Source organism: Pseudarthrobacter sp. NPDC058119 (genome assembly GCF_042884655.1).
In the GTDB taxonomy this organism is placed as follows: domain Bacteria; phylum Actinomycetota; class Actinomycetes; order Actinomycetales; family Micrococcaceae; genus Arthrobacter.
This window is the reverse complement of record NZ_JBHVTN010000006.1, coordinates 1-12,016: the sequence shown is the minus strand read 5'-3', so window position 1 is coordinate 12,016 and position 12,016 is coordinate 1. Positions and strand designations below refer to the sequence as shown.

The window sequence follows — 12,016 nt, the reverse complement described above, 5'->3', positions numbered from 1 at the left end:
GTGACGGTTGAAAGAGTGCCGGCTGGACTGGTGGGGGCGACGTCGCATGGGCACCTGCTGGAACTCATCCGCGCCGCGGACGGCCTGTCCCGGCAGCAGCTCCTGTCCACAACCGGCATGTCGCGGGCCACCCTCTATGAACGGCTGGACACGCTCACCCGGGGTGGCTACATCTACGAGGCGGAGCCCCTGGGCTCCACCGGCGGGCGTCCTTCACGGAAAATCCGGTTCGAAGACAGGGGCAGGGTGGTTGTGGCCATCACCCTCGGCCAGACCCACGGAACGGTGAGCATCGCCGATACCGCAGGGCGGCAGCTGCGCTCCTTCACCACGGCCCTCGATGTCAGCGACCCCGCCGAGTCCGTGCTGCGGCCGTTGATCCTTGAGGGCCAGGCCCTGCTCGCCCAGGGAAAGAATGAGACATTGCTCGGCATCGGTGTCAGCCTTCCGGCTCCCGTGGAGGCTGGCACCGGGCACGTCCGGCACCCCACCACCCTCCCCGGCTGGGCGGACGACTCCGTGGTGCAGGCCGTCCACGCGTGCTGGGACCTGCCCCTCGTCGTCGAGAATGACGCCCGGGCGGCCGGGCTGGGCGAGCGCAGGAGCGATACCGAAACCGTGGTCTACGTCAAAGTGGGCACCGGCATTGGCTGCGGCATCGTGGTGGAAGGGTCCATTCTCCGGGGTGCCCACGGCGCCGCCGGGGACATCGGGCATATCCGCATGACCCCCGACGGCCCGCTGTGCCGGTGCGGGCGCCGCGGCTGCCTGGCTGCCTATAGTTCGGGCAGGGCGCTCGGTGAAAAGCTGGGCGGCCGGGGCTTCAGGAACATGGACGACATCCGCGCAGCCGCCGCGGCCGGCGACCGGGACGTGCTCGGCGCCGTTGAGTCGGCGGCCGACGTGCTGGGCAGTGCGCTGGCTGCCACGGTCACAACGCTCAATCCCGACCGGCTGGTCCTGGGAGGAGACCTGGGTTCCCTGGACCTTTTCGCGGAGCGGGTGGGAGAGCGCGTCCTGGGGGATGTGGTGGACCGGATCGGCGAGGGCCTGGTGGTGGAAACCGGGCATCCGGAAGACCAGGCGGCCTGTTCGGGGCTCGCGACCCTGGTCATGCGGAAGATCTTCGCCCCGGCCGCTGTGGACCAGGTATTTTCGCAGGAAGCTGTCCGCTTAGCATCCGGCAGCAGCGGACGCCAGGAATCCCACCACTAACCCACGGAGGCCCCGCATGGTACGCGTCTTCATCACCGGCTCCACCGATGGGCTTGGCCTGGCAACGGCGGACACGCTGCTGCGGGACGGCCACGAAGTGATCGTCCATGCGCGGTCCCCGCAGCGCGTCCCCGCGGTACAGCACCTGCTGGACCGCGGGGCCCAGTGCATTGTTGGGGACCTCGCGGCCCAGGCCCAGGTCCGGCAGATCGCGGCAGATGCCAACGGAATCGGCCTTCTGGACGCCGTCATCCACAACGCCGGCGTCCTCAGCGGCGCGGCGCTGCTGCCGGTGAACGTTGTGGCCCCGTATCTCCTGACCGCGCTGATCCCCGGACCCAGCCGGCTCATCTACCTGAGCAGCGGGATGCACCGCGGCGGCGACACAGGCCTGGACGGCCTGGACTGGGCAGGACGCACGACGACGGCCTCCTACTCCACCACCAAGCTGCACGTCACTGCGCTGTCGGCAGCCGTGGCCAGGCTGGTGCCGGGCGTCGCCAGCAACGCGGTGGATCCCGGCTGGGTGCCCACCCGGATGGGCGGCCGGTCGGCACCGGACAGCCTGGAACTGGGCCACCGCACCCAGGAATGGCTGGCCACCAGCGATGACCCTGCGGCGCTGGCCAGCGGCGGCTACTGGTACCACCAGCGCCGCCAGGCCCCGCATCCGGCTGCCGCGGATCCCCGGTTCCAGGACCGCCTGCTGGCCCGGCTTGCCGAACACACAGGCGTCACGCTGGAGGGCAGGTGAGTTCGACGGAGAATGGCGCGGAGGCATCCGCGCGGGAACCGGAGGCCTCACCGAAAGTGCCGGGGCGGCTTCAGCCCGTGACCCTTCGCGAGGTGGCGGAAGCGGCCGGCGTTTCCACGGCCACGGTCTCGCTGGTGGTCAATAGGAAGAAAGATGCCCGGATCGCGGCGGAAACCCGCAAGCGCGTCACGGACGCCATCCGCACCCTGGGCTACCGGCCCAACGCGATGGCACAGACCTTGGTCAGCGGGGCGTCCAGGTTCATTGGGCTGGTGGCGGACGGTGTTGCCAGCACCCCGTTCGCAGGCCAGATCATTCACGGCGCCCAGGACGAGGCCTGGAAGCACGGCTATGCGCTCCTGATCGCCAACACGGAGGGCAACAGCGCGCTGGAGCAGGACGCCATCGCCATGATGCTGCAGTACAAGGTGCGCGGCATCCTGTATTCCAGATGGTTCCACCGCCAGGCGGACATTCCGTCGCCGCTGCGGGAAACGGACTTCGTCCTGGTGAACTGCTTCTCCGACGAAGAGGGCGCCCGGGCCGTGGTTCCGGACGAGATCCAGGGCGGCCGCTCTGCGACGGAACTCCTGCTGGCGCACGGCCACCGGCGGATCGCGTTCATCAACGCCGCCATCCCGGGCCCCGCCACGGACGGGCGGCTGGCCGGTTACCGGCAGGCCCTGGAGGACGCCGGCATTTCGTTCGATCCGGACCTGGTGATGAAGGCCTGCCCGGACCAGGAGGGCGGCTATCTGGCCACGGCCGCGCTGCTTATGCGGGGCGCCCCAGCCGTGTTCTGCTACAACGACCGGATGGCGATGGGCCTCTACGACGGCCTGCGCGAACAAGGGCTGTCCATCCCTGGGGACATCGCCGTAGTGGGCTTCGACAACCAGGAAGCCATCGCCGCGCACCTCCGGCCACCGCTGTCCACTGTGGCCCTGCCGCACTATGAACTCGGCGCCGCCGGGGTGCGGATGCTGCTGGGAATCGACCCCGCTCCCGGCGGCCCGGCAAAGATCCACTGCCCTGCCGTGGAACGCGCCTCGGTGCAGGTCCAGGCCAACGCCTAGCCCATCGATTGCTCCGTAAACGCCGTTTTGACGCACGAAAAGGGCGTTTACGGAGCAATCGATGGGTTTGAAGGGGTTAGGCCGTTGGGAGGCGGCGTTCGACGTCGGCCGCTTCCGGATACGCCGCCTGCGTCCCCTTGCGGGTGGTCGCCAAAGCCGCCGCAACCGAGGCGAACGCGGCGGCATCGGCGAGCCTATCGCCAGCGGCCAGCCGGACCGCCACGGCACCGGTGAAAGCGTCGCCGGCGCCGGTGGTGTCCACGGCGGCCACCGTGGTGGGCCGGATCCGGACCACCCGGGCGCCGGGCGCAGCGAGTGAATCCAGCACCACGGACCCCTGCGAGCCCAGTGTCACCAGCACCTGTTGGATCCCGTGCCCGGCAAACCGTTCCCGCACCGAGTCCCACTCGGCGGCAGCAGAATCGGCCTCGGGAACCGAAGAGCCCAGGAACAGCGCGGCCTCATGCGCGTTGACCAGCAGGACATCTGCCAAGCCCGCCAGGGCTGACGGGATCTCCCCGTACGGCGAGAGGTTCAGCAAGACCTGCGCGCCGGCGTCGTGCCCTGCCTGTGCCGCGGCCAGTACCGTGTCCATGCCGACCTCCAGGCAGAGGCTCACCACGGCCGCCCCCTCCAGGGCATCGGCCGCGCCGGCCACGTCGGCCGGAGACAGCGTTCCGTTGGCGCCGGCCGAGATGATGATGTTGTTCTCGCCGCGGGCGTCCACGGCAATGACGGCGACACCGGTGGGCTCGCTGGACGTGCGCACGTGGCTGACGTCCACCCCTGCCCCGGCCACCGAAGCCTCGAGCATGTTGCCGTTGGCGTCCTCTCCCACGGCGCCCACCAGGCTGACATGGCCGCCCAGTCGGGCCGCTGCCACGGCCTGGTTGGCGCTCTTGCCGCCCGGATTCACGGCGAACCCGTTGCCCTGGACGGTTTCGCCAGGCTGCGGAAGCCGTTCGCAGTAGATGGTGAGGTCGGCGTTCAGGGACCCGACGACGACGATCCGGCCAGCGCTGGAAGTCGCGGCACTCATGCGGCTACCTCGGCTTCAACCGGCTTGGGAATCAGCAGCGACGCAGCGAATGCGGCCACGGTCAGGGCCAGGCCGACCACCACGACGGTCAGGTACGACGCCGTCGCATCGCCCAGTGCCGACGTCGCTACCAGCACGGCCGGCAGGATCAGGAAGCTCAGGCCCGCGCCCAGGTTGAAGGCGCCGGCGTTCATGCCGGGGAGGAAGCCGGGGTTGCCAGCGGGCGAGAGGACAACGCCGAGTCCGTTGAGCATGATGTTGACCGTACCGGCGTACATGATGCCCAGCAAGACCGTGCCGGCGATCATCATCGGCAGGCTGTGCAGGCCCAGGAACGCGATGACGGCGAGGGCGGCGATGCTTCCCAGGAGCCCGATCCGCAGCACCTTGGTGTAGCCGAGCACAGGCGCGAGGCGTCCGCTGAGCGGGCCCACCAGCCAGCCGAGCAGGGCGTACGGGGTGAGGATCATCAGCGACATTTCGGTGGGTCCCACGCCAAAACCGGGGTCGGCGGCCTGGACGTAGGCGGGGACGATGCCATTGATCACGGCGAAGATACCGGTCATGGTCAAGGTGGTGGTGAGCAGCGGGGCCCAGGTGGCGCGCTGGCGCAGGTGCACGGTTTCCACCATGGGCTGGGCGGCGCGCTGTTCGGTGCGCCAGAAGGCGAAGAAGGCGGCGGCGGAGACCAGCACCAGCGCCAGGCTCAGCATCAGCGTGCCGGAGTCGAAGCCGGCCACCAGCTTGGCGGCCTCGTTGAGCGCGGTGAGCAGGGCGCCCACGGCCACCACGATGAAGAACACGCCGCGCCAGTCCATCCGGGTGCCGGCGCCGGGCTTGCTCTCGGTGGCGAGGAACATGATGAGAGCGGTGGCCGCGAGGGCCAGGACCACCATCAGCCAGAAGATGCTGCGGAAGCCGAAGTGCTCGGCGAAGTAGCCGCCCACGAAGGAGTCCACGCCGGCCACGCCGCCGTTGACGGCAGTGATGAGGCCCATGAGGGTGCCGTACTTGCGGGGTTTGCTGACGGCGGAGCGCAGCATGATCAGGCACAGCGGCACGGTGGGTCCGCTGACGCCCTGGATGATCCGGCCCACGAAGAGCCAGGTGATGTCCGGAGCCAGCGCGGCGATGACCGAGCCCACGGCCATGAGCACCATCATGCCCACCAGAACCTTCTTGCGGCCGATGATGTCGCTGAGCCGCGGCAGGAACAGCGAGAACAGGGCGGCGGCGGTGAAGAACCAGGTCTGCGAGAGCCCGATCAGGGCCTGGTCCGCCTTGAGTTCCTGGCCCATGGTCACCAGGGCGGGGCTGAGCATGGAGGCGTTGAGCTGGAACGCCACGCAGGCGGCCAGCAGGGCGGTCATGAGGGCGGCGATGTTGCCGCGGCCGGTCTTGGCTTCAGTCATGGTTGCGGCGGCCATCTACTTGACCCCTCCGGCGGTGAGCTGGGCGCCTTCCGGGCGTACGACGTCGGCCGCGTTGCCTGGGGTGCGCCCGGCACCTTGGTGGCTGCCGGCGTCGTCCGTTGTGAGGTTGGTGCCGGGCTCGCCGATGCGGACCAGCGCGTCGGTGACGAGGTCCCAGAACCGTGCGTGGTCCAGGTCCACGGCCACGCTGGTGTGGCAGTCGGCGGGGGCCGGGGCGCGGAAGTCCGCCACGGTCATGCCCAGGGTGAGGGTGCCCTGGAGTTCGATGTTGACGGGGACTTTGCGGGTGCTGACGATGCTGGGGTCGATCACGTATGCGACGGCGCAGGGATCGTGGACGGGCGGGTAGTCGAAGCCCTGGGCGTCCTTGTAGGTGTGCGCGAAGAAGTCCATGAGCTCGGTGACGAAATTTGCAGGCTTCGTGCCGATGGCGGCGATCTTTTCCACCACGTCCGGGGTGGCCAGCGCCTGGTGGGTGAGGTCCAGGCCCACCATGACCACCGGCCACTTCTCGTTGAAGACGATGTGCGCGGCCTCGGGGTCGATGATGATGTTGAACTCGGCCACGGCGCTCCAGTTGCCCACGTGGTAGCCGCCACCCATGAGGACCACTTCCTTGACGCGTTCCACGATGCGCGGTTCCTTGCGGGCGGCCAGGGCGATGTTGGTCAGCCCGGCGGTGGGGACCAAGGTGACGGTGCCGGGCTCGTGTGCCATGACGGTGTCGATGATGAGGTCGACGGCGTGGCGCGGGTCGAGCTTGATGGTGGACTCAGGGAGTGCGGGGCCGTCCATGCCGGACTCGCCGTGGATGTCCGGTGCGGTTTCGATGCTGCGGACCAGCGGGCGGGGGCAGCCGGCGGCGAAGGGGACGCCGGTGATGCCGGCGATGGTGCCGACAGCCAGGGCGTTGCGGGTGACTTTTTCGAGGGTCTGGTTGCCCACCACCGTGGTGACGGCCAGCAGTTCGATGTTGGGGTTGCCGTGTGCCAGCAGCAGGGCCACGGCGTCATCGTGGCCGGGGTCGCAGTCCAGGATGATCTTCCGGGGTTCTGTTGAACCCGTCCGGTGCTGGCTCGCTTGGTGATTTGGTTCCACGATGGTGCTCCACGTCATTGGGGCCTGCCTTGCGGCAGGGGTCTTGAGTATTCCGGAGTGATCATGACAGGGTTTTGCCCGGCACGTCAAGCGCTTAACGTGCGTTGCGGCATTGCCGCACGTCAAACGCTTGATGCCTTGTGGGGCAAGGGACTCTACCGGCGCTGGAGTGGAGGCTTGATTGGCCCGCAATCCGCGTGCGCCGTGGCCTACTACGATCAAAGTATGGATTCCGGGGAACAGGTGCAGCAGCAACGGCCCAGGCCGCGGCGGGTGACGGCGGCGATGGTCGCTGCGCGGGCGGGTGTTTCGGTGGCCACGGTGTCGCTGGTGGCCAATGGCAAGACGGCCGGCCGCGTTTCCGGGGACAACATCACCCGGGTGCGCGATGCCATCGCCGAGCTCGGCTACGTGGTGGACGGGATCGGCAGTTCCCTGGCCAAGGGTGTCAGCTCGATCGTGATCCTGGTGGCGCCGGACATCTCCAACCCGTTCTTCGCCAAGGTGATAGCCGGGGTGCGGGAATCGCTGGGTCCGCAGTACCAGCTGCTGCTGTCCGTCACGGAAGCCGGCGAGTTTCCGGCGGCCGACGACGTCCGGCGCCTGATGTCCCTGCGGCCGGCGGGGCTGCTGGTGGACGCACCCAACGCGGGGTTCCTCGAGGACTTGGCGTCGCCGTCGCCCCTTGTCCTGCTTGATGCGCCGGGGCTGGAGTCCTACGCGCCCTCCGTGAACCTGGATGTGGCCAGCGGGGCACGCCAGTTGGCGGCGCACCTGGCCGACGCCGGGCACAGGGAGGCTGCCTATGTGGACAGCGTGACCGGCACCGAAACGTTCGCAGTCCGGCGCGCGGCGTTCCTGGAGGAGGCCGCTTCGCGCGGTATCACCCTCAGCCCGGAACGGATCATCAGCACCACCATCGACGTCGGCGCGGCTGCGGGCGCGTTCGCCGGAGCGTGGCCGGACTGGCAGCGTGCGGGGGTGACCGCCGTCGCCTGCGCCACTGACACGCACGCGTACGGGGTGCTGCAGGAGGCGCGGGTGGCGGGGATCCGGATCCCCGGAGAGCTGGCCGTGGCCGGGTTCGACGACCTGCCTTATTCGGCCACGAGCAATCCGGGCCTGACCAGCGTGCACCTGCCAGCAACGGCCCTGGGCCAGAAGGCCGGGGAGCAGCTGCGCGGGCTGATGGAGGGCAAACCACTGGGGCCCGGCGGCGTCACCCTGGAGACCTCGCTGGTGGTGCGCGGGTCCACTACGGCATCGCCGGCCGCAACGTAGGCTTCCTGTCATACCCCGGCCGTAAGCTGGGACCATGCCGAGTAACTGGGAAAGTCTGGACGCACCGCTGCGTGAGTCGGTGCAGCACAACGTGGAGATCTATGAGCGCGTCCGGCCTGCCCTGAAGCTGGTTACCCGTGATGTCCTGCTGGTCTTGCGGGACATGCTGAAGGACAGCGAGGTTACGCCGCTGTTCGTTACCGGCCGCACCAAGACCGTGGAGTCCTTCAAGGAGAAGATCTCGCGCACTGAGGAGCCGCTGGAGCCGGGTGGGCGGAGGCTCCTGAAGTTTCCGGACCCGTTCCGCACGCTCAATGACATGGTGGGCATCCGGGTGATCACCAAGCTGCCGGCGGAGAATGCCGCGGTGGCCAACATCATCAAGCGCCAGCGGCAGCTGTTCGACTGCCGCGGCGACCGGGAAAAGGACATTGGTTCGATCGAGTCCGGCACCTATGGGTATTCGAGCCGGCACCTGATCCTGCGCACCATCCAGAATGAGGCCGTCAAGGAGTACCAGCAGGTTTTCAACCCGGACCTGCAGCCCAACGGCAGCTACTTTTTTGAGTGCCAGATCCGCACCATCTTCGCGCACGCGTGGAGCGAGATTGAGCACGATATCCGGTTCAAGGCCGAGGATCCGCGCGCCTGGACGCCGCACTTCGACCGGCAGTTCACTGCCACCGCGGCCATGCTGGAAACCGTGGAGACGGCGTTCTCCGACCTTCACGAAAGTTACGAGGAGGTCCGCGGCTATTGGGACATGGACGGTGAGGGCGCGGCTCCGCTGACGCCCAACCGTATTCGGGACGTCTGGCGGACCCTGCTCCCGCACGTGGACCGCAAGGTGGACGACGACTGGGGCTGGGCGGCCGAGCTCCTCGCAGCGCACGGGCTAAACCAGACCATGCAGCTGGCGGGGCTGCTCAGCGCCAACCAGATCACGGAGGTCCGCAAGGCCCTGGACCACCGCTACTCCCCCGGCCCGGACCGGCTCCTGGATGACCTTCTCCTTTGGCAGTACGGCACCAGGCATATCGACCTCACCGCGGAAAATCCCGACGCCGTCCCGCACCCGCGGCGCGACAGCCTCCTGCGGCGGTTGCGCCAGATTGAGCGGTACAGGATGACGAAGAAGTAGGGCCGGCTGGTGGAGCCGGTGCGGCTGGTTCTGTCGGGTTTTGGTGCCGTGGGGCAGGCCTTTGTGGATGCCGTTTCCCGGGACGGTTCCGGGCTGCGGATCGCCGCCATCCGGGGCCACCGGACGGAGGCCTTCCTTGCGCACGGTTCCGCTGTGCCTGAACGTTCTTCCTGGGAGCCGCTCCGGCCTCTTGGGCAGGCGCTGGACCGCGTCCGTCCCGCCATCCTGGTCCAGGCCCTGCCATCCTCGCCGGACGCTCACGCGCGCTCCCTGGAGGAGGCGGTTACTGCCCTCCGGAGCGGGGTGGATGTGGTGACAGCAACCAAGAGCCACGTCCTCAGCCACTGGCGCGAGCTTGAGCAGGCCGCCGTCGATGGCGGTAGCCGGATCCGGATTTCGGGGGCAACGGGGGCGGCGCTGCCCACGGCCGATATGGCCCGGGTTGCGCTTCGGGGTATGGGCTGCACTGCGGTGCGGGCGTGCCCTAACGGCACGTCCACGTTCGTTTTGGATCAGCTATCTGCGGGTGTTGGGCTGGATTCCGCGGTCCTGGAGGCGCAGCGGCGGGGTATCGCAGAGGCCGCCCCTTCCGCAGACCTGTCCGGGAACGATGCGGCCACGAAGGTGCGGCTCATCGCTGGGCTTCTGTGGGATTGGGATGTTGCCCAGGTTTCAGTGCAGACGGAACCTATCGATGCACGGGCGCCGGCCCTGGCTTTGGCCGCCGCCCGGCAGGGACTCCGCCTCCGCGCCGTGGCGAGCGCGTCCTTGGAGCGGCCGATGGCAGTTACCGTTCGCTTGGAAGCCGTGGCGCCCACGGACCCGCTCTTCCACATCGCCGGCCCGGAGAAGGCAATGGTCTTCAGCTGCCCGGACGCCGGGGACATCACCGTCCAGGGCGGTCGCTCCAGCCCTGCCGGGGCCGCGCTGGCAATGCTGAAAGATGCACTTAACCTGCTTGGGTTAAGTGGCGTCGGGTTTCAGTGAAGGGCAGCCGTTGGAAGGGGACGACATGAACGAGATGCCTGCCCTTGACCAGGTGCCGGCGGAGAGCCGCGCCGGGCTCGACCTCATTCACGCTGCCAAGCGTGGACAGCGCTGTGGATATCCGGCCGAGCCATAGCTTTACGAAATCTTCATTATCGGCTCCTGGGTGGGACGGGTAGAAGACCGGTTTTTGTTGCTCGGGGCTGTCCCCGCTCAGCATCCACGTTTCGATTCCGCAGGTTACGGCGGGATACGGATTTACGAATCGTATCGGCCTGTGGCAACTAGTTAGACACCAGCAGCCCGCCTACCTTGATTCTGGGCTTCCGGCAGCGCTTGTGCAGGTTCAACGGGAGTTCCGGGCACAGTCCCAGGTCGTCGGCCTCGGCTTACATTCTGTGCTGACGGACTACGAATCGTTTTTGCCCCGCCTCCGGCAGTAGGGTATCCGGGGTGCAGGGGCGCGCCGATAAGGCGCGCAACGGGCCCAGATGGATAAGGACTGGGATTTGGACGGAGTTTTAAAGGGCTTCTTTGTCGTGGGCACGGTATTGCTCGTAGGTTACATCTTGGGCAGGACAAGCGCATTGGGACCCCACGGAACCAAGGTCCTCTCCACGCTGACATTCCTCGTGGGCCTTCCAAGCCTAATGTTTTCAATGATCGCCACCCGGCACATCAGCGACGTCTTGAGCCAGACCGGACTGATCTCGGTGGTCACGGCTGTGGCAGTCATGGCGCTGTTCGCGGTCATCGGCGCCCTCGCCAGGTGGGGCATCCGCCGCATCACCATTGGCGCGCTCTCCACCGGCATCGTGAACTCCACCAACCTCGGGGTGCCACTGTCTCTGTACGTGCTGGGTAGCGCCACCTACGTCACGCCCATCATGCTTTTTCAGCTCTCGGTCATCACCCCGATCGCCCTGACAATCCTGGACCTGACCGACCCGGACGGCGGGAAGCCGTCCATCAAACGCATTCTGACCACGCCGTTCCGCAACCCGGTCACCGTGGCGGCGCTGCTCGGGATACTGGTCAGCGCTCTCGACCTCCACATTCCCACCCTGGTCTTGGACCCACTCTCACTGATCGCGCAGGTTACGGTCCCGCTCATGCTGATCATCTTCGGCATGTCCCTGCATGGCCTCTCACCGCGGGGCGGGAGCGGGGACGGTGCGCCTACGCTCGTTGCGGTCATCCTCAAGTCCGCGGTCCAACCCGTCCTGGCCTGGCTGATAGCCGTGTTCGTGTTCCATCTGGACACCTTCAGCACATTCGTGGTCACCGCCTGCGCCATCCTGCCCACCGGGCAGAACGTGGTCCTTTACGCCGTGCGCTACCGGGTGGGGCAAAGCTTGGCACAGACGACAGCGGTAGTCACCTCGGCGCTTGCCGTTCCGTTGTTGCTGGGTGCCGCATCAGTGATGAACTAATGCCAGCAGAAGTAGCATGGCGCCCCGTGGTGCAACACCGCTGGACCACGGGCACAACTCAACGGGGCACGCATCCGCCACGGCAACGACACGCGGCTCTGGGTAATCTTTTGAACGATCCGATTGCACATCAGCCAGTCGACCGGTGCAGCATTGAGACGATGCCCCATTACCAGGAAACCCGGCGGCCCTAGCTGTACTGCCCAGGGAGGTTGGTTAAGCGGCTGATGGGCGGGTGGCCTCCGATTGCGGTGTGGGGCCTGTGGTGATTGTAGTGGTGCAGCCATGCCGGGAGGGCGTTTCTGCGGGCTGATTCCGTGGCGTAGAAGCGCTTGAATGCCCACCCGTCGGCAAGGGTTCTGTGGAAACGTTCGATCTTTCCATTGGTTTGTGGTCGGTAGGGCCGGGTCTTCTTTGCCCTGATGTCCAGCTCCCGGCAGGTGTCACGCCAGAGATGGGATTTATAGGCCGCTCCGTTGTCGGAGAGGACCCGCTCCACGGTGACGCCACGGGCGGCGAACCAGGACACTGCACGCCTGAGCACTCCCACTGCAGTAAC

The 12,016-nt window shown here is 67.5% G+C and carries 11 protein-coding genes; 7 read left to right on the top strand and 4 right to left on the bottom strand.

The genetic code is table 11. The features are described 5' to 3' along the window. From ACFVTD_RS13425 to ACFVTD_RS13415, 3 genes are read left to right on the top strand one after another with little or no spacing between them, the layout of a single operon-like run. Nucleotides 1–1,215, top strand: a complete 1,215-nt coding sequence (locus ACFVTD_RS13425) for an ROK family protein (RefSeq protein ID WP_387563640.1) — start codon at nucleotides 1–3, stop codon at nucleotides 1,213–1,215. Between the two features lie 16 nt (nucleotides 1,216–1,231). Then, nucleotides 1,232–1,969 (top strand): SDR family NAD(P)-dependent oxidoreductase, encoded by a 738-nt coding sequence (locus ACFVTD_RS13420; protein WP_387563637.1) that lies wholly within the window; start codon nucleotides 1,232–1,234, stop codon nucleotides 1,967–1,969. After that, nucleotides 1,966–3,045 carry a LacI family DNA-binding transcriptional regulator gene (locus ACFVTD_RS13415; RefSeq protein ID WP_387563634.1) on the top strand — a complete coding sequence of 360 codons (1,080 nt, stop codon included), beginning with the start codon at nucleotides 1,966–1,968 and terminating at the stop codon, nucleotides 3,043–3,045. Before ACFVTD_RS13420 ends, ACFVTD_RS13415 begins: the two co-directional genes overlap by 4 nt. A 76-nt stretch (nucleotides 3,046–3,121) precedes the next feature. Here the strand turns inward: ACFVTD_RS13415 and ACFVTD_RS13410 are convergent, their stop codons facing one another. From ACFVTD_RS13410 to ACFVTD_RS13400, 3 genes are read right to left on the bottom strand one after another with little or no spacing between them, the layout of a single operon-like run. Further along, a complete protein-coding gene (locus tag ACFVTD_RS13410) occupies nucleotides 3,122–4,084 on the bottom strand; it encodes a ribokinase (protein ID WP_387563631.1) in 963 nt (320 codons plus the stop codon). Continuing rightward, nucleotides 4,081–5,511: an MFS transporter gene (locus ACFVTD_RS13405; RefSeq protein ID WP_387563628.1), complete on the bottom strand. Its 1,431-nt coding sequence runs from the start codon at nucleotides 5,509–5,511 to the stop codon at nucleotides 4,081–4,083. Before ACFVTD_RS13405 ends, ACFVTD_RS13410 begins: the two co-directional genes overlap by 4 nt. Further along, complete coding sequence (locus ACFVTD_RS13400; RefSeq protein WP_387563625.1) at nucleotides 5,512–6,633, bottom strand: nucleoside hydrolase; 1,122 nt, start codon at nucleotides 6,631–6,633, stop codon at nucleotides 5,512–5,514. 267 nt (nucleotides 6,634–6,900) lie between these two features. On the opposite strand from ACFVTD_RS13400, the gene ACFVTD_RS13395 reads away from it, so the two are divergent. From ACFVTD_RS13395 to ACFVTD_RS13380, 4 genes are all read left to right on the top strand, one after another. Then, complete coding sequence (locus ACFVTD_RS13395; protein WP_387564385.1) at nucleotides 6,901–7,896, top strand: LacI family DNA-binding transcriptional regulator; 996 nt, start codon at nucleotides 6,901–6,903, stop codon at nucleotides 7,894–7,896. A gap of 34 nt (nucleotides 7,897–7,930) precedes the next feature. After that, complete coding sequence (locus tag ACFVTD_RS13390) at nucleotides 7,931–9,037, top strand: GTP pyrophosphokinase family protein (RefSeq protein WP_387563622.1); 1,107 nt, start codon at nucleotides 7,931–7,933, stop codon at nucleotides 9,035–9,037. 18 nt (nucleotides 9,038–9,055) lie between these two features. Further along, the gene (locus tag ACFVTD_RS13385; protein WP_387563619.1) at nucleotides 9,056–10,024 is read left to right on the top strand and encodes a hypothetical protein; all 969 of its coding nucleotides are present in this window, start codon (nucleotides 9,056–9,058) and stop codon (nucleotides 10,022–10,024) included. A 491-nt stretch (nucleotides 10,025–10,515) separates the two neighbouring features. Beyond that, nucleotides 10,516–11,457 carry an AEC family transporter gene (locus ACFVTD_RS13380; RefSeq protein ID WP_387563616.1) on the top strand — a complete coding sequence of 314 codons (942 nt, stop codon included), beginning with the start codon at nucleotides 10,516–10,518 and terminating at the stop codon, nucleotides 11,455–11,457. A gap of 190 nt (nucleotides 11,458–11,647) precedes the next feature. Here the strand turns inward: ACFVTD_RS13380 and ACFVTD_RS13375 are convergent. Then, nucleotides 11,648–12,016 (bottom strand): integrase core domain-containing protein (locus tag ACFVTD_RS13375; protein WP_387563613.1); only part of this gene is annotated, 369 nt, incomplete at its 5' end.